This is a genomic window from Mucilaginibacter sp. KACC 22063, assembly GCF_028736115.1.
Lineage (GTDB): Bacteria > Bacteroidota > Bacteroidia > Sphingobacteriales > Sphingobacteriaceae > Mucilaginibacter.
In genome coordinates this window covers 1,635,845-1,659,511 of the sequence record NZ_CP117877.1, presented here as the reverse complement: position 1 = coordinate 1,659,511, position 23,667 = coordinate 1,635,845, and the positions used below count along the sequence as shown (strand labels likewise).

Here is a 23,667-nt window from a genome sequence, read left to right as displayed (position 1 = left end):
TTATAATAACTGATGACCATTGACTAATGACCGAATATTAATGTCCTCCCTTTACCTGACCATCATGCTCGATGTGGCCCAAGTTTTTCCAGCAATAATAGCCGAAATAAACGATGTAAAGATAACATATCACAGGCAGGATGAGTGCATGTTGCACACCTATAATATCTGCAACGGCGCCTTGTATCACAGGGATTACCGCACCACCTAAAATAGCCATGACCAGCAGCGAAGAACCCTGACTGGTGTATTTACCCAAACCGGCGATACCAAGGGTAAATATGTTGGAGTACATAATTGAGTTAAACAAGCCAATACCAAGAATTGACCACATCGCTACAGCCCCGTTGGTGAACATAGTAATCAACACCAAAACAACGTTAACGCAGGCAAATACGGCCAGCGTTCTTCCCGGCGAAGATTTACCTATTAAGAAACCTACCAGGTTTAGCGCAATAAAAATCAGGAAGTAATGTATCTGTGCAAAAGACAGTGTTACTATTGAATAAATTACACCGAAAACGACCACGGCGGTAATTAACATGTAGATTATCTTTTTAGTAGTATCAATGCCTTTGCTTAATGAAATAGCACCTAAAAATCGCCCGATCATGGCACCACCCCAATACAACGACAGGTAATTTTTGGCAACAGCCTCGGGCATTGAACCCATATTAGCCTGCCCAAGTAAACTGATAATAAAACTACCGATAGCTACTTCGCCACCAACATAGAAAAATATCGCAATAACACCCAACCTTAAGTTTTTGTATTTCAGCGCACCTAAACCTTTGCTTTCAATCTCTTCCGAATTAAATTTAGGCAGCTTTACAAAGGCAATGATGATACCCAGTAAGATAAAAAGGCCTGCAAATATGAGGTAAGGGATTTTGGTAGACTGCGCAGATACCACGCCGTTTACCGCGAAAAATTCCTGTATTAGGTAACCGCCCAATACCGGCGCAATGGTAGTACCTAAAGAGTTAAACGCTTGTGTAAGGTTTAATCGGCTCGATGCACTTTCGTCTGGTCCTAACAACGATACGTAGGCATTGGCAGAGATCTGCAATAAAGTAAAGCCTAATCCTAAAATGAATAATGCAGCTAAAAATACACCATAAGACGATAATGTGGCAGCCGGGTAAAACATAGCACAACCAATTGCCGAGATCAGCAAACCTAATAATATACCCTTCTTATACCCTATTTTATTGATAGGGTCACCGCTGTAATAAGATATGGTAAAATAGATCAACGACCCGATAAAGTAAGCCCCGAAAAAGCAAAACTGTATCAGCATCGACTCAAAGTAAGTAAGGCTGAAAAGCTTTTTAAGATACGGGATCAACACATCATTCATGCAGGTGATAAATCCCCACATAAAAAACAGCGATGTAAGCGTAATTAAGGGTAGGGTATAGTTCTTCCGTGGTTGCGTGGTGTCAGAAATCATTTTTAGGGTTATAATATAAAATAAGACCGGCCTTGCATGGTCATATGCAAGGCCGATCAAATTTAAATGATATAGTCTATACCTGTATGTATTTTTCCCCCAGATTAATACGTAATTTATTACGTAATCAGACTGTTACAAGTGTATAACTGACAATAATGATTAGTGACCAGCACCTGTTTCAATGTGGTCAATATCAATACCTTGTTTACGCAACTCTGCACCGGCTTTCCAGGCAAAGAATGCCAGGTAAGCAAAACCAATTAACGGTACGATATATGAGAAGTGGATACCGCTCATGCCTGGTACAATTCCGTTAGCACCGTCAGCTAAAATACCTTGCACCGGTGGAATAATAGAACCACCCAGAATCATCATAATTAATAATGACGCGCCCTGGCTTGAGTATTTGCCTAAGCCTGCTAATGATAATGCGAAAATTGAAGGCCACATAATTGAGCAGCATAAACCACCGCTTACAAAAGCATAAGTAGCTATGATACCGTTTGTAAGCAAACCAATTATCATAAATGATACACCAAGTAATCCGAAAATAGTAAGAGTGCGGATCGGCTTTTCCTGTCCTAAGAAGAAACCCACGATCAGGAATATTACGCAGATACCGTAAGGTAATATCTTCATGATATCGGCGTGGCTAATGGCATTTGCACCTAATACCACTGCGAAGGCAATGTAAGGCACAAGCACCGTCATAACAGTACGTGTTTTTTTAGACATATTGAAAACGCCTATGGCACCCGTCCAGCGGCCAATCATTAAACTGCCCCAATACAGGGAAATATAAGGAGCAAGCCCTTTTTCAGGGATACTGCCAAAAGCCGAAGTATTTAATAATGCGCCAAAATTACTTTGAATAGTTACCTCTACACCTACATAGGTAAATATGGCCAGCATACCTAAAATCAGCTGAGGATAACGCATAGCGCCCCATCCTTCCTTTTGCTTGGTGGCTCTTGAAGATGCAACTATAAGCGTAAGTACAATAATCAGTAATGCGCCGTAAACAAGATAACTTTTATAACTCTCAAGCGTTTTTACGTACTCGATAAGGTTACTTTTTACGGTAGCGCCTAAATTAAGCTTGCTTATTTCATCGATACTTGAAGCTGCGTATTTATTGATCAGATCATTGGAAACCACAACACCTTTAGAACTTAACGTAGAGTTTGTTATAGCTTGGCTAACCGGAGTAGCGGCCAAAATCATACAAAAAGCAATAAAAATTACGAACAGTGGTAAATTAGCCTTTGAACTTGGCTCAATTTGCTCGTCGCTGGTCACCTTTGGTAATTTAGATACCCAGAAGAATACAGCAAGCGCCACAAACAATACTACCAAAATCCAGTAAAGCGTGTTTACCGACGAGATAGAAACGATAGCATTACTGTTACCTGATGCAGAACCGAATAGCAGGAAGCTTACCACAACCGGGCCTAAGATACTACCGAAGTTATTTACCCCACCAGCCAGGTTAAGGCGAGTTGCACCTGTTTCGGGCGGGCCTAAAGCCACAATAAATGGATTTACAGCCGTTTGTTGTAACGAAAATCCAATTGCTATTAAGAAAAACGAACCTAATATAAACCCAAACACACCTGAATTAATCGAAGGGACCATAAGCAAGGCACCTACAGCCGATATAATTAAACCTATTACAATGGCATTTTTATAACCTATTTTGTTCAGGATATCTACACGTGTAATTTGAGACGCATAATAAAGTACTAATGACCCGATAAAGTAACCTCCGTAAAAGGTAAAGTCGATCAGTTGTGATTCAAACTGTGTTAAATGAAAATGAGCCTTACAGAAAGGAATGAATACCCCGTTTGATGCTGCCGAAAAGCCCCAGAAAAACCAAACCGTTATCAGCGAGTATAATGCCGAGCGGTTACTGTTTGCGTTAGATTGTTCCATCCGTTTATGAAAAATGAATATATATATTGGGTTTAAACGTGTTTAAAGCCACTAACATAAGGCATTTTTTTCATTCCCGGGCACTTTCAAAAAATAAATAAAGCCAAATGGTGTGTTTTTTTGTTAAATGCCTAAAATTGCACAAGCAAATAATGTGCGACCTTAAACTTCGTTAATGATAGAAGCTATTTTTTCGGGTATAGGTATTGGGTTAGTTTTAACCTTTATCACCGGCCCGGTATTTTTTGCGCTGATCAAAACCAGTATTGAAAAAGGTTTTCAAGCAGGGGCCGCGCTTGCCCTTGGCGTTGTAACAAGCGATATTGTGTTTGTTGGCGCTATACTTTACGGTTCAGAGTTTTTTGACGTATCAGCACCGGTAAAGGTGTGGTTCGGCATTATTGGCAGCATCATATTGCTTTGCATCGGTATCTATTACCTGATGAAAAAGCCCGAGGTGGATTACAACCCGCATACACCGGCCAGCGTAAACCGCTTCGGCTATTTTGTGAAAGGGTTTGTGATGTGCATCTTTAACCCTACCCTGCTTTTCCACTGGATAACTGTAATCACCACCGCCAGCACCATTTACCATTTAGGTGTGCCGCACAGGCAATTAAAGTTATCTGTCATGTTTTTAACAGTGCTTTTTGTGCAATTTGGCATGGATCTTACCAAAGCATTTTATGCCAATAAGCTGCGCGATAAGATCTCGGTTAAGTTTGTACACCGGTTAAATTATGTAGCCGGCGGGGCGCTTATTATCGCCGCGTTTATCATATTTGATAAACTGGTTACGCACATCATCTTCTCAGGTTTACCGCAAGGTAAATTTTAATTAACGGCTTTCTTATCGCTAAATTTGGTATATTATAAATTCACAAATAATGGGAACCGATTATCTGGAAAGCGCTAAAAAACAATTTGCTTATTATAAACTGTTAGGCGAAAAAACATTTGATCAACTAACAGTCGAACAACTTAACTGGCAGCCCGACGAACAAAGCAACAGCATAGCCATGATTGTAAATCATCTGGCAGGCAATATGCTTTCACGATGGACAGACATTTTTAATACAGACGGTGAAAAGCCTGACCGTAGCCGCGACGCTGAATTTGGAACGATAAATTACTCGCGCGAGGAATTACTAAACAGATGGAATGCGGGTTGGAGCTGCCTACTGTCGACACTGGACACACTAACACCAGATGATTTAGACCAGATCATTTACATCCGCAACATGGGACATACAGTGATGGAAGCTATCAACAGGCAGCTGGCACATTACCCTTACCATATTGGGCAGATTGTATTTATCGGCAAAATATTGCTCAATAATAACTGGAAGTCGCTGTCGATACCCAAAGGCCAGTCAGACAGTTACAATGCTGATAAATTTGCAGAAGATAAGCGGCGAAGCCACTTCACAGATGAGTACATAAAAAAAGCGGGGCTTTAATCAGCCCCGCTTTTTTTACATATAAGCTCTTTGGTTTTTACCTTCCATCCAGTTGATAAAGGCGCGGTTAACAACCTTATTACCTCCCGGGGTTGGATAATCTCCGCTAAAGTACCAGTCGCCCAGGTTTTCAGGACAGGCAACGTGTAAGTTGTCAAGGGTTTGATAAATCACCTCTACTTCAGCTTTAATATTTGGTGGCGTAATGATCTTAGCTATGCGTGCTGATATTTCCTCGTCTGTAAAAGGCGCATAAATGGCTTTAACATGATTTACGACCTCTTCTTTAGGATGAGTAAGGCTTGCCTTGCATTTCTGATAAACATCAAGGATCACATCCTCACGGCCGCTATCTTTAAGCAGGCTTATTGCTGCTTCAAAAGCAATAAATTCACCCATGCGCGACATGTCAATGCCATAACAATCAGGGTAACGTATCTGCGGAGCCGACGAAACCACAATGATCTTTTTAGGGCCTAAGCGGTCTAATATTTTAAGGATACTTTGTTTAAGCGTGGTACCACGCACTATCGAATCGTCGATAGCCACCAATGTATCTGTCCCTTTGTTAATCAGCCCATAAGTGGTGTCATAAACGTGTGCTACCATTTCGCCACGATCAGCATCCTGGGTAATAAACGTACGCAGTTTAACATCCTTTATGGCAATCTTTTCAACGCGCGGGGTTATCGCTAATACTTCAGCCAATTCCTCATCGGTAATTTTACCATCGCGGCCAAGCAGTTGATCGCGCTGATACTGCTTCACATAATTATTAATCCCTTCAACCATGCCGTAAAAGGCAATTTCGGCAGTATTTGGGATATAAGAGAATACGGTATTTTTAATATCGCTGTTTACAGCATCTAATATCTGCGGGCAAAGTAGGTGGCCAAGTTTTTTGCGCTCACGATAGATAGCCGCATCGCTGCCGCGCGAAAAGTAAATACGCTCAAATGAGCATGACTTTTTCTCTAAGGGCTCACTAAATTGCTCTTCGGTAACTTTACCGCTTTTCTTAACAATAAGGGCATGTCCCGGTTTTATCTCCCTGATCTCTTCAAAAGGAATGTTGAATGCCGTTTGGATAGCCGGGCGTTCTGAAGTAGCAATTACTATTTCATCGTTTTTATAATAAAACGCCGGGCGAATACCTGAAGGGTCGCGCATTACAAACGCATCACCGTGACCAAGTATACCTGCAATAGTGTAACCACCATCCCAGTTTTTAGCTGATTTTCTAAGGATCTTGGCAACATCCATATTGTCAGCAATCATTCTGCTGATTGCAGGATTATCATCATTGCCTTCTCGTTTGATCTGGTCAAATAAGCCTTGTACTTCAGAGTCCAAAAAGTGGCCTATTTTTTCCAGTACAGTTACGGTATCGGCCTTTTCCTTCGGATGTTGGCCTAAGTCATATAACTGCTGTAATAACTCATCAACATTAGTCATGTTGAAGTTACCGGCAATAACCAGGTTACGCGTCATCCAGTTATTCTGGCGAAGAAAGGGGTGGCAGCTTTCGATACTGTTTTTACCATGAGTACCATAACGCAGGTGACCAAGTAACACTTCGCCTGTAAAGCTCATGTTTTCTTTCAGCCAAACGGCATCTTTCATTTTTTCAGGATACTCCTTCTCTACCTCGGCAAACTTTTTCTGAATGTATTCGAAAATATCCGCAACAGCATTTGATGCCATAGAGCGGTGCCTGCTGATATAGCGTTTACCGGGTTCAATATCCAGTTTAATGGTAGCAACACCTGCGCCATCCTGGCCGCGGTTATGTTGTTTTTCCATTAAAAGGTATAGTTTATTTAGTCCGTAAAGCGCAGTACCGTATTTTTTCTGGTAGTAAGACAGCGGCTTTAAAAGGCGAATGAAAGCAACGCCACACTCGTGTTTTATCTGGTCACTCATGAGTTATAATGAGGCTGCAAAAATACACTTTTAAAGTGAACTCAACAGAAACTTTATGTCATAATAAAGCATTAAAATTTCACGGGTAAAATAAGTAAAGGCGGGCTGTAACAGCGCCGCCTTCGGAACATATATTAAATAATCAGAGGAAAAATATTATAACTTCTCACCATGCTGGCTAATGTCAAGACCTACAGCCTCTTCATCAACAGAAACACGTAACGGAGAAATTATATCGGTAATTTTAAGCAAAACATATGAACCTGCAAAGGCAAATATTGAAACACCGATCAAAGCCATTAGCTGCACCAAAAATAAATGAGTTTCACCAAAAAACAAACCATTTGTTGTAACAGCAGGGTTAACTGCTTTATTAGCAAATACACCGGTTAAAAGCATACCTACCATACCGCCAACACCGTGACAAGGGAAAACATCCAGCGTATCATCAATTGATGTACGTGTGCGCCACTCTACCATCAGGTTACTTACAACAGCAGATATAATACCAATTGCCAGCGAATGCGGAATAGAAACATATCCTGCTGCCGGCGTAATGGCTACTAAGCCCACAACAGCGCCAATACAGGTACCCATTGCCGATGGTTTACGGCCGCGCAACATATCAAAAAATATCCAGGTTAAACCCGCTGCCGATGCTGCCGATGTTGTAGTAGCTAACGCAGATGCCGCCAAAGCAGAAGCGCCCATAGCCGAACCAGCGTTAAACCCAAACCAACCGAACCATAACAAACCTGTACCGATGATAACATACGTAATACGCGCAGGCGCATGGCTTGCCTCAGCCCTGCGTTTTAAAAATATAGCCGAAGCCAGCGCTGCCCATCCTGCCGACATGTGTACTACGGTACCGCCCGCAAAGTCGAGCACACCTAATTTGGCCAGAAAACCATCAGGGTGCCAGGTACAATGTGCCAGCGGCGAATAAATAAATATGGCGAACAATACTAAGAAAACCAGGTAAGAATTAAAGCGGATACGCTCTGCAAATGCACCGGTAATAAGCGCCGGTGTAATAATGGCAAATTTTAGCTGATACATAGCAAAAAGCACCAATGGAAATGTTTTAGCCCCGGGCCATACAGCATTGCCCAGCATACCTTTCATCATAAAATAGGTAGATGGATTACCAACCACACCGCCAATATCATCGCCAAAGGCAAGGCTAAAACCAAAAGTTACCCACAATACCGTTACAATTACCATACAGATCAAACTTTGCAGCATGGTAGAGATCACATTCTTTTTGTTTACCATACCGCCGTAAAAGAAAGCCAAGCCAGGTGTCATGATCAGTACCAGGGCTGTGGAAACCAGCATCCAGGCAATATCACCTGTATCAAACTTTGGCGTTTCACCGGACGTGACCGGCGTGACGGATGGATGAGTAAATGATAGTATTAAAACTATCACCATTAATGCGAAAGGAAGGTAACGTTTCATATTTTGTAAAGTTTTCGGAGTTATAGAAGCTGAAAATACAAAAAATTAAACGTTTTCATATAAATATTGAAAGATAAATGAAAATATCAATAATATTCGCCTTGTTAAAACAAATCAGCTAAAAAATGAGGAAAAATTCCTATAAGAAGAATCATAAAAGTTAAAAAAACAGAAATTGATAATAACGCTTTATTGGATTGAAATATATTATCAGGATTTACGCTTTCCGACTTCCTCAAAAACATATTTAAAGGAATTTTCAAATAGTAAAAAAGAGAAACAACCGTAGTTATAGCACCGGTTATCATTAAAATGAGCAACCAAACGTTATGATTTTGCTCGTAAGATTGGTAAACTGACGAAAACACCAGCAACTTTCCATTAAATCCTGCTGAAACCGGCAAGCCGGTAAGGGAAATAAGAATAATCACAAAACATACGCCCGCTACAGGATATTTAAATCCTAAACCTTTATAAGCATCTACATTATCAGCCCCAGTAGCTTCTTCAAGATATGAAGCCAGCATCAATGCAGCTACATTTGCGAAAGCATAAGCGGCCAGATAAAATAACAGCGATGAAATACCCTGCTGAGAGAAGGTAGCCACAGCCATCAGTACAAAACCGGTATGCCCTATGCTCGAATAACCAAGCAATCGCTTTACATTTTTTTGCCAAACGGCTGCAAAGTTCCCCACAATCATGGAAATGATGCCTATGATTGACAGGAACAGCCTGAAATCAAAAGCCGACCATTTAGCAAAAAACACAAATGGTGTAAGAAAATTGATCAGCAAAGCGAAGCCTGCAATTTTTGGCAATGTAGATAAATAAGCGGTAACAGCAGTAGGCGCGCCCTGGTAAACATCGGGTACCCAGAAATGCATAGGTACAAAAGATAGCTTAAAGCCAATACCTACTAAAGTAAGGGTTATGGCCATCCCAACCATTACCGGGTTAGCAGCCATAAGGCCATCAATCAGGTTGCCATTAAAGTAACTTAACGAACCGGTAAGGCTGTAGATAAGTGAAATGCCATACAACATAACAGCCGATGATACCGCACCGAATAACACATATTTTAAACCTGCTTCGGCGCTAAAGCCATTTTCTGACCGGTAAGCTGCCAATAGATAAGAGGCCAGCGATACCATCTCGATAGCCAGGTAGGTTGACAGCAGGTTAACTGCCATGATCATGATATGCAGCCCTAAAACGGAGGCAACAACAATAGTATAAAGGTCAGACAGTCCTTTTGAATGTTTTTTCAATTTACCATCCAAGCCGAAAAAGATTATAAGAATGATTGCAAAAACATCTACAATCATTTTAAATGATACGGCAGACTGATGCAACAGCATCATATCATTAAACAGAAAGCGCGGCCCGAAACGCAGCAACTGCAATTGTGCAATATCTTTTGAAAGTACAAGCAATAAGCCGCCAGCTGCAATAATGCGGCAAAGCCATGCCGAATGCCTGCCGTAAAAAAGATCTGTAAGCAGTACAACAATAAACAGTACTGCCAAATACACCTCCGGAACAAAGTACGGCAAGCTGCCGAGTGCGTTTGATATTTGCAGTGGTATATTTGACAGTAACTGGTTCATTTTTAATTATTGTACAATAACAGTTTGGTTTTTGGGGTATTTAACCTGGTAACGCAATTCAAGTTTTTTCTCGTCAAGCGGGTTCAGCTTTAAGCTCCATGAAGCCCTACCTGTATGAACATCTATTTTGGCGCCTGAAGTTTCTTGCACATCTACATTAATGTCGCTGTTTTGAGATACCGGCACCTGATCTTCGATCAGCAAATTTACAGGTTGTGTTTTACGATTCTTAACGGTAATTAACCAATCTTTTATTTCTTTTCTGCTGCTGCCCAGTAAGCCCTGTTTATCTGACATATTTTTTTGTGCCGTGCGGGTAATAACAATGTTTTTGTCTACCCCTAAAGATAGGTCAAGCGTATCGGCAGTTGAATGGGTATCTAAAAGCGATTTGCCAATGTAAGTACCTTCAAAAAACAGGTTTGCTTCGCCTGATAAGAAATTATATTGATTCCAGTTGATCAGCTTAGCGGTAAGGAACACATCAGTGCTGAGTTTTGGCGCAGCATAGTATTGATAATCTGCTGGAACTTCGATCTGGTTAATTTCTACCAGGTACTGCTTGCCATCGCTCGGTATCGTGTACGGGTTATCTATTTTAAATTCAACGTTGGTTTGGTTTTCAGTCTGTTGTACGACAACTGGCACAGTACTGATCCCTCTGATCATGACCTTTCTTTGCGGTTCAACAGGACTAATGGTAGCCATATTGTAAGACATATCACTTTTATAACCAACAGTAACAACTTCATTTAATGAAGAGGTTGCTGGGCGCATATAAACGTTCAGGTGTTCATTACTCGCGTACAAACTCTGCGGCTCGTAGCCGATATAGCTAAACTCGAGCATCTGGTTACCTGATGGCAATTGAATACTATAGTTACCATTAGGGTCTGTAACCGCCCCTATCGAAGTACCTTTTACCTTTATGTTTACATCAGATAATGCATTACCTTTTGCATCCCGTACTGTACCCGATACTTGTTTAATAACTGCACGGCTATCGTAATTCATTCCACCACCTAAATAATAGGGTGTAAGATCCGGCTTGCTGCCATTAACCGATGGGTTACCTGTGGATAGGGTTAACTTAATATTATTCCACTCTTCGCCACAACTCTGGCTCACATTAGCTTTGTAGGCAATAGTAACCGGGCTGTTTACATTTTTCGCTCTGATATCATAAGTGGGGTACCAGCTGGCTGTTTTTACCACGTAAGTAAGTGTAAAAATTGAAGATGCTGCCGACTTTGAAGAGACATTGACAATGATATTACCCGTAGGCTTGCCGTTATCTTTTGAAATATCACCAAGCTGTTTCTCATATTTCTTTATCTCTTTATTCAGCAGGTCAATTTGTGCATCTATTACCTGCTCCTTCTTTTTAAGCTCTGTTAAGCGTAAGGTCTGAAAGTCGAGGGCTAATTTCAACTTGGCTACATCCAGATTTGTATTTGATCCGCTCACCACCTGGTTCTTTGAAAGCATCTTTTCCTCTTCGTGGTAAACATTCATGAGATCAACCTGCGATTGAAGTTTTTGATCAACTGCATTTTTCTGGTCGATGATCTCCTTTATGCGCTGCTGCTGGGTTTGCTGGTTTAAAAAGTTAAGTTCGTTCTTAACAGATAAAATTGTAAAGTTACCGTCCGCTTTTACCTGGATACTTTGAGCATCCACATCGGGCGATAAGCCCTCGAAAACTAATGCAGAGTTTCCGGGAGTAATTGTTGCAGTAGCGGTGCGGGTGATTTGTGCGCCTGTTAAGAAAACAGTTACGCCCTGAATTTTAGAAGTGATCTTTTGGCGGTCATCCGCTTTTGAAAAATTTAGCGCAAATAGTGAAATGGCTAAGAGTGACAGTTTTTTGTTCATGGTGTTATGGCTTAAATAAACATCTTCAAACTTGCCTGTACAGTTATTACTGTTGTGGCAGTTATAGGATGCAGCATTAAGCGTTATTCCATAAACCATCTTAACTTTTTTTTCAAATATTATTTAAGGTGCAAAAACGCTATCAGCCCAAGCACCGAATCATTAATCTTATCAAACACCAGCGACGGCATAATTCCTAATACCAGAGCCATTATTGCTAAAGGCAGAAGTGCAGATTTCTCTCGCCAATTAATATCGGTTAAAGCCTGTTTCCACCCGGCACCACCTTTTAAAGATTCCGTACCGAAAAACATGCGCTGAAGTGTCCACAAAAAATAAGCAGCACTTAATAAAATACCTATCGCACCGCAGGCCGCCATCCACTGCGGCACCAGTCCGTTTGTTGATTGCGATTTAAAAGCTCCTGCTAAAGAGAATGCTTCTGCAATAAAAGCCGAAAAGCCCGGCAAGCCCAATGATGCAAAAAATGCGATCATGATGAAAACGGTGTATTGTGGCATAGTAGCAGCCAGCCCACGGAAATTATAAATATCACGATCATGTACCCGGGTGTAAACTACACCTACCAGGAAGAACAACATGGACGATAAGTAACCGTGGCTTACCATCTGCATAATAGCACCACTGATGCCTTCGGGGGTCATAGAGGCAATGCCTAACAGCACAAAGCCCATGTGCGATACCGACGAATAGGCAATGAGCCTTTTTAAATCTCTTTGCGCAAGTGCGTTTAATGCTCCGTATAGTATGGAGATTACACCTAACAGACCTAACCAATATGCTGAGCTGATAGCAGCATCAGGAAAAATGCCGGTGCAAATACGGATAATCCCATATCCACCTATTTTAAGCAATACACCTGCAAGAATAATGGATACAGGCGTAGGCGCTTCTACGTGCGCATCGGGCAGCCAGGTATGCAAAGGCACTACCGGCACCTTAATGGCAAAGGCTACAAACAGCACCACAAAACCTACCATGCGGGCGGGCATACCCAAAATAGTTTGATGCGCCAGTACAGAGAACACCGAACCACTATCATAATTTGCCGGGTTCATCATCTGTACCATATTAAAGGTGTGATTACCTGTTGCCGGATCTTTAACCGACAGATATAAACCCACCATAATCAGCAGCATAAATACAGAGCCGAATAAGGTATAGAGGAAGAATTTGATGGCTGCATATTCGCGCCTTGCACCGCCCCACATCCCGATCAGGAAATAGAGTGGCAATAACATCAGTTCATAGAATAAATAGAACAGGAAGAAATCAAGCGAACAAAACACACCGAACACGGCCATATCCAGTATCAGGAATAAGGCAAAGAAACCTTTAAGATTGGTTTTGATTTCCCATGCAGATATCGCAGCTACCACCATCACCAATGCCGACATAGGCAACAGCGTTACAGAAATACCATCAATACCTACAAAGTAATCGATCTGCATGCGGCCCATTGTACCTAATTGCAGGCTTATCCAGGGCAGCTTTTGTATAAACTGAAATTGCTCTTCATGATTGATACCCGCATAAGCGCTGCCTGTTTTAAACTGCAGGTAAATAACCACCGAAATAACCAGCTGAACCAACGCTGCCAGCAACGTAATATATTTAAAGCTATTACGCATTCCGTTTGGCAGCACTACTATCAGGATGCCAAACAAAAGGGGTATAAATATGAGTAGCGTAAGCAGATTCATTTCAAGCTTAGATCAATGTTTTAAATATAAACCAGGCAACAATTACAGCAAGCATGCTGATGAGGTAATACTGTACGCGCCCGGTCTGGAAACTTCGTACCAAATTACCTATATACTTTACAATAGCAGCAAGCAGGTGCAGCAATCCATCTATAATATAGCGATCGATATTGGCAGCAAGCTTGCCTAACCAAATCACTATATTTTGTAACGCATGGATAAAACCATCGATACCTTTCCTGTCAAATACGAATAAGCCATTGCTTAGTGCAAGCACCGGTTTAACAAATATGGCATTATATAAATTATTAAAATACCACTGATTGTACGATAAGTCGAACAGCCAGTTATTTTGCCTGATGGGTAATTTGCGTTCCTGAATGTATACTGCGTACGCCCAATAGATCACCACAAGGCTAAGGATATTCAATCCCGCCGGGATGATGGTATGATAGATGTTTTGCCGCTCCAAAAAATTAGATGGTAAAAAGGCTTTATACACCCAGGCATGCTCGTACAAAACTGGGTTAAGCGAAAATACGGGGAACAGGCAACAGATACTTAAAAACACCAGTGGCAGTTTATAGTTCCAACCGCCGTCACTTACATGGAACTTTATATTGGGATGCACATCCAGTAATCTGAATTTGCCAAAGAACACCTTAAAGATCAGTCGCGCCACATAAAAAGCCGTCATCCAACTGGTGATCAAGGTAAGGATGGGTACAATCTTAAAAATGCCGGCTTTACTATCGCTCCACTCGAACGCTTGTATCAAAATACCATCCTTTGAAAGATAGCCCGATGTAAGCGGCAAACCTATAAGCGCCAGGCCGCCAATAACTGCAGCTATAAAAGTAAGCGGCAGCTTTTTACGCAGCCCACCCATATACAGCATATTTTGCGGATCGATATCTAACCCGTTTTCGTCCTTGATGTGCTGCATTTCATGAATCACCACACCTGCCACCAAAAATAACAGGCATTTGAAGAAAGCATGTGTAACTAAATGGAACAGCGACGATGCATAAGCGCCAACTCCCATTGCCATTACCATAAAGCCAAGTTGTGATATGGTCGAAAATGCCAACACTCGTTTCAGGTCGTTTTGTGTAAGGGCGATACTTGCCGCCATAAATGCGGTAAAGCAACCCATTACCGCCAAAGCATCTAATTCGTGCACATTAAATAGCGGATATACTCTTCCTAACAAAAATATACCTGCTGCTACCATTGTTGCTGCGTGTATTAATGCCGATACCGATGTTGGGCCTTCCATAGCATCAGGCAACCAGGTATGCAAAGGAAATTGTGCCGACTTAGCCGCAACTGCCAGCATGATACCGCCACAGGCTACATACTGCCAAACTTGTGGTAGCTGTGTAACCGGGCCAATCCAACTACCTGCGTTTATAACAGAATGAAATACAAGGCCGTCTTTACCAAACAAAGTCCCGATATCAAAAGTATGGTATTGTACAAAAAGGATCAGGATGGCGATCAGCAAGCCGACATCTCCTATCCTGTTCATGATAAATGCTTTTTTATTAGCCTGTACAGCCGACTGCTTTTTGTACCAAAAACCGATGAGCAAATAAGAAGCAAAACCTACCAGTTCCCAAAAAGCGTAAACAAGTGCAAGATTATCTACAACAACCAGCCCCAGCATACTAAAACAGAAAAAGCTTAGATAAGTAAAATAGCGGCTATAGTTTTTGTCATGGCTCATATAAGCCATCGAATAAATGTGTACAGGCAAAGCAATAAGATTTACCAGCACCAGCATTAAAACCGAAAGGTTGTTAAGCAGTATACCTACAGGCACATTTGTAGCACCAATAGTAAACCAGGTACGTGAGAAATGGATAGTACCTGTATTGAAGGTATGGTTGAAGATAATGATTGATATGACAGCGCTTATCGCTATGGCAATCGTTGATATCCAACCCGAAACCTTGCTTCCTCTTTTTAGAAAGAAATTAACAGCAAAGGCAATAAACGGCATCATCACCGCGGCAAGCGCGTGATAAGCCATGTTCATATTGTCTGATGTCAAAGTCTCTTTCAAATTAATTTTTATCTTTCAGTTTGTCTACCTTATCCGGGTCAATGGTTTTATAGCGCCTGTAAACGTTTAAAACAATGGCCAACGCTACAGCCGTAGTAGCTGCAGCCAGCACTATGGCAAACAGTGCAAACATTTGCCCACCGTTGTTTACCTTATCATGCTTTCCAAATGCTACCAGATTTAATATAGCTGCATTAAGCATCAACTCTATACCAATCAATATTTGTATCGCATTGCGTTTTGCTAAAACAACATATAGGCCTATGCAAAATAGTGCAGCGCTTAGTACCAGATAATGGGTTAACGGGATCATGCTGCTTGCTCCTTTCTCGACAAATGCGCCGCGCCTACCAATGCCATCATTAATAGGATAGATATGATCTCAAAAGGCAATAAGTACCGTGTCATGAGGTTGATACCAATATTGGCAGTACCATTACTTTCGGTACTCATGGTATTACCCGATCTGATGGCACGATTTATCCAGGGCAAGTGGTCTGCATCACTTTTTAAAAACACATTAACCAGTATAATTAATAATAACGCTGAGATTAACAGTGCCGGCAGGTTACCGATGCGCAGCAGCTTATTGCCAGATTGTTGTGCGTTGTATAATGTTTCGCGACCGGAAAGCATGAAGGCGAATAATATTAAAACCAGTATGCCCCCAACATAGATCACAATTTGGGTTACCGCAACAAAATCGGCCAGGGACAATACGTATAACCCTGCCAATGCAAATAGCGTCACAAAAAACATAAACACCGAACGCACCAGGTTACTGCTTGCAGCTACATAACCCGCCGAAGCCAATGTAATTACGCTCAAGATATAGAACATGATTTGTACGGCCGTCATTCTTTATTCTGTTTTTGCATAGCCGCTAATTTAGCAGCTTGCTTTTCTGCATTTTGTTTTTCTAAAAGCGCCCGTTTTTCAGCCGCCTCTTCTGCTGTCATGTCTGAGAATTGATAAGTAAGTTCAGACAAGGTAAATACAGTGCGGTCATACTCATTTGTCATCACGATACACTCGGTTGGGCAAACCACCGTGCACAAGCCACAATACATGCACTTGGCCATGTCTATATCAAACTTGGCCGCATATAAACGCTTGGTGGTACCGTCTGATGTTTGGCCAATCGCTTCAGTGGCTTTAATTGCTTCTATATCGATGCAATCAACCGGGCATATCTTAGCGCAAAGATCGCAAACAATGCAATCGTCAATCTCAACGTCCAGCTGGTAACGGCCTACCTCGGGTATCGGCATTTTTTCCTGCGGGTACTCAATGGTTGCCGTTCCGTTTTGTACATCAAAGTAATTAGGCTTTTTAACAGGTATTACTTCACGCTTCTTTAAGGCAAAAAGGTGCTTTATGGTAAGGCTCATTCCCTTCCATGCTGTTGCTAATCCTTTTATCGTTTCCTTAAATAAGCTCACTACAATATCATTACATTACCCATACCCGCCATACAGCCGAGATGATCATACAAACAAAAGCCAATGGCGTTAATACTTTCCAGCACAGGTCCATCAATTGGTCTACGCGCAAACGCGGCAGTGTCCACCTGATCCACATTTGCACACCAACTAAAGTCAGTGTTTTTAAACTAATCCAAAATATTCCCCAGGCGGTTCCTGTAGTCCATTCGGCAAGGTGAACACTTACAATATTTGGTAAAGGTGTGTTCCAGGCACCAAGAAAAAGAATTACGCCTATCATGGAAACCAAAAACATCATGGAGTACTCGGCCAAAAAAACTAAGCCGAAGCGCATCCCTGTATATTCAGTATGAAAACCCGACACCAGTTCCGATTCCGCTTCAGGGATATCAAAAGGCGCACGGTTACTTTCTGCCAGTGAGGCAATAAAGTAAATCACAAAAGCAATCATTAAGTGTGGTGCCTGAAATATATTCCACGACATGATACCACCTAATTTAGACACATCCCACAGGCCTAAAAACCATTGGGTTTCGTCTTTATATAAAATGCCCTGGCGATAAGCGATCTGCTGCAAATCGAGTGAGCCGCACACAATTACCGCCGATATTAAAGCAAAGCCTGCAGGAATTTCATAAGAAATGATCTGCGCAGCCGAACGCATGGCGCCTAAAATAGAATACTTGTTATTAGATCCCCACCCCGCCATTAAAATGCCAAGAGTTTCAATAGAAATGACTGCGAAAATATAATAAAGGCCTATATTGATTTTAGAAGGCACCAAGCCGGGCGCCCAGGGCAAGGCTGCATAACCCAGATAAACAGCAATAAATATGATGGCAGGCGCAAGCGCGTATAGCCATTTATCAACAGCAGTGGGGTTGATGATTTCTTTCTGGATGAGCTTTAGAATATCTGCAAGGGTTTGCAGCGTACCATATTTACCGGTAACATTAGGGCCTATCCTATCCTGTATAAAGGCAGAAACTTTACGCTCGGCATAAACTGCAAACAAAGCGAAAAAAGCTGCAAAGGCAAATAAGCCCACAGCCACGCCAATATGTATTAGTAAATTACCCAATGCAAAGTTTTAAAGCAGGCAAATCTACTTATTTAGCAGGACAAAAAGTATGGTAAGTTTTAATAATCAAGATTGATTCTAAAGAAGTAAGCTCAGCTATAAAGCTTACACTGCCACATATCCAGACTTCACTTCTTCATTAAAGAACATGGAAGCCTGCTTGTCGAAGTCGTCGGTATCATCGGTGGTTGTAAAAAACCGGCGGTCGTTATTTTTTGTCAATTGCTGCTCAATTTCCGGGTGGCGTTTTAAGTAATCAGTTAGGCTTTTAGCAACAATATCGCCCTGTGCAATTACCTGTATATTTTCGGGCAGGTAGTTTTTAATTTTTTCCTGTATCAAAGGATAATGTGTACAGGCTAATAATAATGTATCAATACTATTAGATTTTCCCAGGATGCCATCTAAATACTGCTTTACAAAATAATCGGCACCGGGTTTATCATGCTCGCCATTTTCAATCAGCGGCACCCATAAAGGACAGGCTTGTTGATAGGCTTTTACTTCCGGGAAAAATTTGGCTATTTCTAAAAGGTAGGATTCTGATTGCACCGTCCCTTTGGTTCCTAAAATGCCGATCTCTTTATTGGACGAGTAATTACCTATTACTTCGGCGGTTGGCCTTATCACACCCAAAACCCGCTTATCAGCATACCCGTTGGGTAAGTCCTGCTGCTGTATGGTACGTAATGCCTTTGCCGATGCCGTATTGCAGGCTAAGATTACCAGCGGGCAGTCTTGTTTAAAAAGCCATTGCACACACTCCCAGGTGTAGTGGTGGATATTTTTAAATGAACGGTTACCGTATGGCGCGCGGCTATTATCGCCAAAGTAGATATAGTCATAACCGGGCAGCTGGTCTGCAATAGACCGGAAAACCGTTAACCCGCCGTAGCCGGAATCAAATATACCTATAGGTTTTTGTGACGACACTGTACAAAAATAAAAAAGCGCCCCGATTTGAGGCGCTTTTAAATACTTTATAATTATTAAAATTATTTGCCGGCTGGTGCAGCAGTTGCTGGTAAGCCTAATTTAGCTTTAACAGCAGCTAATAAATCGTCGCCAGTTGGTGCTACGATCAGTTCAACCTGGGTAGTATCAATAACGTAAGTATAACCTTTTTCCTTAGCTACAGCGTTGATAGCTGTACGTGCTTTCTCAGTAACTGGTTTAAACAGCTCGTTACCTTTATCAGTAACTTGTTGCTGAGCAGTGTTCTGATAATCTTGCATACGTTTCTGAATATCGCCAAGCTCGGTTTCTTTTGCAGTACGGATAGCGTCAGTCATGCTTGCACGGCCACTTTGGTAAGCTTGTAATTTGCTGGTATATTCAGTATTCAGGGCATTCAATTGATCCATGAATTGTTTTTGGTATGCTTGTAATTGAGTCTGAACTGTTTTAGTCTCAGGCATTGCTTCAATCAAATCGTTAAATCTGATGTAACCCAATTTAGTTTGTGCTTTCGCAAAGTTACCCGCCATTAACATGCATCCCGCAACTAAAGCAACTTTCAATAGTTTTTTCATTTTCTGTCTTTGTTCTTTTTTAATTTAATGCGATTTTATTAAAAATTTTTCACTTTGCAAACACACCCGGCTTTAAACCTAAGCGGGTGATAACCGCGTCGCTTTTATTATAACGAGGATTTGCATACAGCATCATCACTTCGCTGTTTTTGTCAAATATCATATCCAGGTTTTCAGCTTCTGCTACGGCCTGTACCGCTTTGGCAACACGGTCTTGCACCGGTTTAACCAACTGTGTGCTGCGTTCTGCAAGCTCGCCATCGGGGCCAAATTTCGAACGCTGGAAATCCTTTGCAGCTTTCTCTTTGTCTACGATCTCAGCTTCACGGCGCTTCTTCATATCAGCGGTCATTAAAACCTGATCTGCCTGATAAGCTTTATACAACCGGTCAATTTCCTGAAAACGGCTGTCTACATCTTTTTGGTATTGATCTGATAATGTTGCCAGCTGTTTTTGTGCTGCTGCATACTCAGGTACATGTTTTAAAATGTATTCAGAATCAACAAAAGCAAAGCGCTGGGCATAAGCACCTAAAAACGCTGCAAAAGTAATAACAAATGTTAAAATAACCTTTTTCATATATTAATTAAATCCTCCGCTCAGGCTCTGTGCAATTGAAAAGTGGAACTGGCCTTTGTTAGCGTCAGGTATACCCGGGATGCTGTCAAAGCCATAACCATAGTCAAGTCCAAGCAAACCAAATATAGGTAAAAATATACGAGCACCCACACCTGCCGAACGTCTGATATTAAACGGATTAAATTGACTAAAATTGTTCCACACATTACCACCTTCAGCAAATCCTAAAACAAATATGGTTGCCGACTGGCTGGCAATAATCGGGTGCCTGATTTCCAGTGTATATTTATTGTAGATCGGGCTGCCCGGGTTGGTATCAGCATTGTAGTTTGAACCTACCGGTACAATAGAGAAGTTTTTGTAACCTCTTAAACCAATGATCTCGCTACCTTGCAGGAACTGGTAAGTCTGCATACCGTCGCCACCTACTTTAAACCTTTCAAACGGCGACTGGCCTACATCTTTGTTGTAGTAACCTAAGAAACCAAAGCGTACCTGCGACATCACAACCAACTTACCGGTGATACGTGTAAACCACTGCGCATCAAATTTCCACTTATGATATTCTACAAATCTGTAACGCTCCTCTGGTGTTGCAATTTTGTAGTTGGTATTATTAAACAATGAGTATGGCGGCGTTACCTGTACGGTAAACTTAATGTTTGAACCCGAAGTAGGATAAATTGGCACGTCAAGTGAGTTACGGCTTAGCTCTTGCGTTAACTTAATGTTGTAAGATGTACCATTGCTAAACAGGTAACCGGTATAGTTATCTAGTTTGTAGTGGTCAAAGTTAAGCGAGTAGTTCAGCTGGAAGTAGTTATCCGGCCAGTTTAAGCGTTTACCTAAAGTTACGCCGATACCATTAATACGTAAGTAGTTGTAACGAGGGTCAGTCTTAGCATAATATTGGCCTGTTGAGCTTAACTGTGTATAGGCTGTTAAACCAAAGTAAATAGGCTTTTTACCACCGAACCATGGATCAGAGAAAGTGAACGAATAGTTCTGGTAGTTTTTACCGTTGGCCTGTCCGCGTAAGCTTAATTTTTGTCCATCACCTTTTGGTAGCGGGCGGTAAGCTTTAAGATTAAATATGTTACGCAACGAGAAGTTGTTGAACGTTAAGCCTAATGTACCCACTAACTGGCCACCACCGAAACCGCCCGAAAGTTCGATCTGGTCTGATGGTTTTTCAACCACGTTGTAAATAATATCTACCGTACCATCATTAGGGTTGATGTTTGTCGGTTTCGGATCGATCTTTTGCTCGTCAAAGTTACCCAACTGAGAAATCTCACGTGTACTGCGGATGACCAGATCTTTAGAGAAATATTGTCCAGGTTTAGTCCTGATCTCACGCATAACCACTTTATCGTTGGTTACATCGTTACCTTTTACAATAACGCGGTTGATACGGTACTGCGGTCCTTCATAAATACGGATGTCCAGGTCAACAGTATCATTATAGATTTTTGTCTGAACAGGGTCTGCCTGATAAGTCAGGTAGCCATCGTTAAGGTATAGTGAAGATACGTCATCACTATTAGGCGTTGGACCGCTCAGGCGTTTGTTTAACTGTTCTTCGCTGAAAACATCACCTTTTTGAACGCGCAATATCTTACTTAAGATAGCAGTTGAATATTTTGCGTTACCAGACCAGTTGATTTTACCGAAGTAATATTTAGGGCCTTCGTAAACTTTAATTTTTACGTTAACGGTATTGTCGTCATGTTTCCAAACAGAATCGCTGATGATTTCTGCATCGCGATAACCTTTGGCCGCCATTTTCTCAATCAGCGTTTGTTTGTCTTCCTCGTACTGGTCTTCCTTAAACTTACGTGAACCAAATATGTTGTAGAACTTACGCTTACGTGTTTTTGGTAAATACTTACGTAAGGTTGCTGTGCTAAACTCTTTATTACCCTCAAAAATCACATCATTGATTTTCACCTTCTGATGCTTGTTCACGGTTACATCAAGTATAACGCTGCTCTCATCTCCCGGATCTTTACGTTGTTTAATATCAACAGTTGTATTAAGGAAGCCTTTCTCATTAAAATGCTTTTTAATGATAGCGGTTGTCGTATTCAGTAAGTTTTCGTTAACGATTTTGCCCGTTTTATCGTTCAACTTTTTCTGTACATCTTCTACTTCGCCTTTGCGGATACCTAATATATGCAAACGTGATAAGCGCGGACGCTCTTGCACAGCAATATCCAGGTAAATGGTATCTAAGTTTATTTTAGTGATATTCAGCTTAACATCGTCAAACAAACCCTGTTGCCAAAGGTTACGTATTACGTTAGATGAAGCATCGCCTGGAAGCGTGATTTTATCGCCCTTATTTAATTTGGAAACCTGAATAAGAATATCTTTATCCAGATACTTAGCCCCACTAACTGTTAGCCCACCTATAATGTAATCTTTAGGATTAAGATAGCTCAAGCTATCAGTCGGCAAATTCGGCCTTTGCAGTGCAGATGGCTGGCTTACCTGAGCCATGGCTGTACCTGCCAGAACCGAGAATAGAATTGCAAAAAAAAGTTTATTCATCCGAATATTTAAGTGGGCTAAAAATAGACTAATCAGTTGTTAAAATTTGTTAAAAGTAAAATTAGTTAACCTGTTCACTTGTCTTACCAAACCTGCGTTCCCTTTTCTGGTAATCAACAATGGCTTCAAAAAAGTCTTCCCTACGGAAATCAGGCCATAATTTTGAAGTAAAGTATAGTTCTGCATAGGCAATTTGCCAAAGCATGTAATTACTGATCCGGTATTCACCGCTTGTTCTGATCAGTAGTTCAGGGTCAGGCATATCGGCAGTATATAAGTTGTCAGCAAATAATTGCTCATCAATATCTTCAGCTTTTAAAAGGCCTTGCTGTACTTTTTCTGCCAGCTGCCTTGCAGCGGCCACAATCTCACGGCGCGAACTGTAACTTAAAGCAAGCGTTAAGGTTAAACCAGTATTAGACGAAGTTTTTCTAATTGCTTCGGTAAGCTCACGTGCAGCTTTTGTTGGCAGCATGTTAATGTCGCCTATGGTATTAAGGCGCACATTGTTTTCCATCAGCTTTGCAATTTCTTTATTAATGGTACCGATCAGTAACTCCATAATTGCAGTTACCTCAAATTTAGGCCTGTTCCAGTTTTCAGACGAGAAGGTATAAAGGGTAAGATATTTTACACCAATCTCTCCGGCTGCCTCAACTACATCCCTAACAGAGATTACCCCGTTATGGTGCCCGAATACACGCAGCTTACCTTTACCTTTAGCCCACCTGCCGTTTCCATCCATTATAATGGCCACGTGCTGTGGTAACTTTAAGGTATCTATCTGTTCTTTATAACTCATTGCTTACGGAAAAGCCACGGCCATGCGCCGTTTATTTGTTTAGCTTAATCACTTTAAATTAACAGGCTTAAAGGTAAACAACACCCAATGCCCCCAATTTTTCAGGGTACAAAGGTAAAACTTACTTTCTATTTTTTTATTATATCTGCTTAAAAGAAA

Annotated in this window: 19 protein-coding genes; 2 read left to right on the top strand and 17 right to left on the bottom strand. The window is 41.4% G+C overall.

Annotated elements, in window-relative coordinates; genetic code table 11:
- Nucleotides 1-37 precede the first annotated feature (37 nt).
- Both PQ461_RS07245 and PQ461_RS07240 read right to left on the bottom strand, forming a co-directional pair.
- Nucleotides 38-1,453: a sugar MFS transporter gene (locus PQ461_RS07245; protein ID WP_274302797.1), complete on the bottom strand. Its 1,416-nt coding sequence runs from the start codon at nt 1,451-1,453 to the stop codon at nt 38-40.
- Nucleotides 1,454-1,615: 162 nt separating this feature from the next.
- Nucleotides 1,616-3,391 carry an MFS transporter gene (locus PQ461_RS07240; protein ID WP_274302794.1) on the bottom strand — a complete coding sequence of 592 codons (1,776 nt, stop codon included), beginning with the start codon at nt 3,389-3,391 and terminating at the stop codon, nt 1,616-1,618.
- 175 nt (nt 3,392-3,566) lie between these two features.
- Between PQ461_RS07240 and PQ461_RS07235 the strand changes: the two genes are divergently transcribed.
- The gene (locus PQ461_RS07235) at nt 3,567-4,229 is read left to right on the top strand and encodes a LysE family translocator (RefSeq protein WP_274302792.1); all 663 of its coding nucleotides are present in this window, start codon (nt 3,567-3,569) and stop codon (nt 4,227-4,229) included.
- A 49-nt stretch (nt 4,230-4,278) separates the two neighbouring features.
- On the top strand, nt 4,279-4,851 hold the full coding sequence (locus PQ461_RS07230; RefSeq protein WP_274302791.1) for a DUF1572 family protein: 573 nt from the start codon (nt 4,279-4,281) through the stop codon (nt 4,849-4,851).
- Nucleotides 4,852-4,866: 15 nt separating this feature from the next.
- Here PQ461_RS07230 and PQ461_RS07225 read toward each other — a convergent pair whose 3' ends face one another.
- The 15 genes from PQ461_RS07225 to uppS all read right to left on the bottom strand — a co-directional run bounded on the left by PQ461_RS07225 (nt 4,867) and on the right by uppS (nt 23,508).
- Nucleotides 4,867-6,774, bottom strand: coding sequence for an amidophosphoribosyltransferase (locus PQ461_RS07225; protein ID WP_274302790.1), 1,908 nt, complete (start codon nt 6,772-6,774; stop codon nt 4,867-4,869).
- A gap of 156 nt (nt 6,775-6,930) precedes the next feature.
- Nucleotides 6,931-8,238, bottom strand: coding sequence for an ammonium transporter (locus PQ461_RS07220; protein WP_274302789.1), 1,308 nt, complete (start codon nt 8,236-8,238; stop codon nt 6,931-6,933).
- Between the two features lie 104 nt (nt 8,239-8,342).
- On the bottom strand, nt 8,343-9,848 hold the full coding sequence (locus PQ461_RS07215; RefSeq protein ID WP_274302788.1) for an NADH-quinone oxidoreductase subunit N: 1,506 nt from the start codon (nt 9,846-9,848) through the stop codon (nt 8,343-8,345).
- Between the two features lie 6 nt (nt 9,849-9,854).
- On the bottom strand, nt 9,855-11,822 hold the full coding sequence (locus PQ461_RS07210) for a mucoidy inhibitor MuiA family protein (RefSeq protein ID WP_274302787.1): 1,968 nt from the start codon (nt 11,820-11,822) through the stop codon (nt 9,855-9,857).
- Between the two features lie 20 nt (nt 11,823-11,842).
- Nucleotides 11,843-13,447, bottom strand: coding sequence for a complex I subunit 4 family protein (locus PQ461_RS07205; protein WP_274302785.1), 1,605 nt, complete (start codon nt 13,445-13,447; stop codon nt 11,843-11,845).
- 7 nt (nt 13,448-13,454) lie between these two features.
- The gene (gene nuoL, locus PQ461_RS07200) at nt 13,455-15,515 is read right to left on the bottom strand and encodes an NADH-quinone oxidoreductase subunit L (protein ID WP_274302783.1); all 2,061 of its coding nucleotides are present in this window, start codon (nt 15,513-15,515) and stop codon (nt 13,455-13,457) included.
- Nucleotide 15,516: 1 nt separating this feature from the next.
- Complete coding sequence (gene nuoK / locus PQ461_RS07195) at nt 15,517-15,828, bottom strand: NADH-quinone oxidoreductase subunit NuoK (RefSeq protein ID WP_274302781.1); 312 nt, start codon at nt 15,826-15,828, stop codon at nt 15,517-15,519.
- Nucleotides 15,825-16,373 (bottom strand): NADH-quinone oxidoreductase subunit J family protein, encoded by a 549-nt coding sequence (locus PQ461_RS07190; RefSeq protein ID WP_274302778.1) that lies wholly within the window; start codon nt 16,371-16,373, stop codon nt 15,825-15,827. The genes nuoK and PQ461_RS07190 overlap by 4 nt, the downstream gene beginning before the upstream one ends.
- Nucleotides 16,370-16,957 carry a NuoI/complex I 23 kDa subunit family protein gene (locus PQ461_RS07185; protein WP_274302776.1) on the bottom strand — a complete coding sequence of 196 codons (588 nt, stop codon included), beginning with the start codon at nt 16,955-16,957 and terminating at the stop codon, nt 16,370-16,372. Before PQ461_RS07185 ends, PQ461_RS07190 begins: the two co-directional genes overlap by 4 nt.
- Nucleotides 16,958-16,967: 10 nt before the next feature.
- Nucleotides 16,968-18,041, bottom strand: coding sequence for an NADH-quinone oxidoreductase subunit NuoH (gene nuoH / locus PQ461_RS07180; RefSeq protein ID WP_274302772.1), 1,074 nt, complete (start codon nt 18,039-18,041; stop codon nt 16,968-16,970).
- A 105-nt stretch (nt 18,042-18,146) separates the two neighbouring features.
- Complete coding sequence (gene murI / locus PQ461_RS07175) at nt 18,147-18,974, bottom strand: glutamate racemase (protein WP_274302770.1); 828 nt, start codon at nt 18,972-18,974, stop codon at nt 18,147-18,149.
- Nucleotides 18,975-19,036: 62 nt separating this feature from the next.
- Entirely contained in the window at nt 19,037-19,573 is a 537-nt protein-coding gene (locus tag PQ461_RS07170) for an OmpH/Skp family outer membrane protein (protein ID WP_274302768.1), read from the bottom strand.
- 49 nt (nt 19,574-19,622) lie between these two features.
- Nucleotides 19,623-20,153 carry an OmpH/Skp family outer membrane protein gene (locus tag PQ461_RS07165; protein ID WP_274302767.1) on the bottom strand — a complete coding sequence of 177 codons (531 nt, stop codon included), beginning with the start codon at nt 20,151-20,153 and terminating at the stop codon, nt 19,623-19,625.
- 3 nt (nt 20,154-20,156) lie between these two features.
- On the bottom strand, nt 20,157-22,706 hold the full coding sequence (bamA, locus tag PQ461_RS07160) for an outer membrane protein assembly factor BamA (RefSeq protein ID WP_274302766.1): 2,550 nt from the start codon (nt 22,704-22,706) through the stop codon (nt 20,157-20,159).
- 61 nt (nt 22,707-22,767) lie between these two features.
- Nucleotides 22,768-23,508, bottom strand: a complete 741-nt coding sequence (gene uppS, locus PQ461_RS07155; protein WP_274302765.1) for an undecaprenyl pyrophosphate synthase — start codon at nt 23,506-23,508, stop codon at nt 22,768-22,770.
- Nucleotides 23,509-23,667 lie beyond the last annotated feature (159 nt).

Coding starts and splice junctions, on each gene's coding strand:
- PQ461_RS07245 (WP_274302797.1), bottom strand. CDS start 1,453: ATGATTTCTGACACCACGCAACCACGGAAGAACTATACCCTACCCTTA.
- PQ461_RS07240 (WP_274302794.1), bottom strand. CDS start 3,391: ATGGAACAATCTAACGCAAACAGTAACCGCTCGGCATTATACTCGCTG.
- PQ461_RS07235 (WP_274302792.1), top strand. CDS start 3,567: ATGATAGAAGCTATTTTTTCGGGTATAGGTATTGGGTTAGTTTTAACC.
- PQ461_RS07230 (WP_274302791.1), top strand. CDS start 4,279: ATGGGAACCGATTATCTGGAAAGCGCTAAAAAACAATTTGCTTATTAT.
- PQ461_RS07225 (WP_274302790.1), bottom strand. CDS start 6,774: ATGAGTGACCAGATAAAACACGAGTGTGGCGTTGCTTTCATTCGCCTT.
- PQ461_RS07220 (WP_274302789.1), bottom strand. CDS start 8,238: ATGAAACGTTACCTTCCTTTCGCATTAATGGTGATAGTTTTAATACTA.
- PQ461_RS07215 (WP_274302788.1), bottom strand. CDS start 9,848: ATGAACCAGTTACTGTCAAATATACCACTGCAAATATCAAACGCACTC.
- PQ461_RS07210 (WP_274302787.1), bottom strand. CDS start 11,822: ATGGTTTATGGAATAACGCTTAATGCTGCATCCTATAACTGCCACAAC.
- PQ461_RS07205 (WP_274302785.1), bottom strand. CDS start 13,447: ATGAATCTGCTTACGCTACTCATATTTATACCCCTTTTGTTTGGCATC.
- nuoK (WP_274302781.1), bottom strand. CDS start 15,828: ATGATCCCGTTAACCCATTATCTGGTACTAAGCGCTGCACTATTTTGC.
- PQ461_RS07190 (WP_274302778.1), bottom strand. CDS start 16,373: ATGACGGCCGTACAAATCATGTTCTATATCTTGAGCGTAATTACATTG.
- PQ461_RS07170 (WP_274302768.1), bottom strand. CDS start 19,573: ATGAAAAAACTATTGAAAGTTGCTTTAGTTGCGGGATGCATGTTAATG.
- PQ461_RS07165 (WP_274302767.1), bottom strand. CDS start 20,153: ATGAAAAAGGTTATTTTAACATTTGTTATTACTTTTGCAGCGTTTTTA.
- bamA (WP_274302766.1), bottom strand. CDS start 22,706: ATGAATAAACTTTTTTTTGCAATTCTATTCTCGGTTCTGGCAGGTACA.
- uppS (WP_274302765.1), bottom strand. CDS start 23,508: ATGAGTTATAAAGAACAGATAGATACCTTAAAGTTACCACAGCACGTG.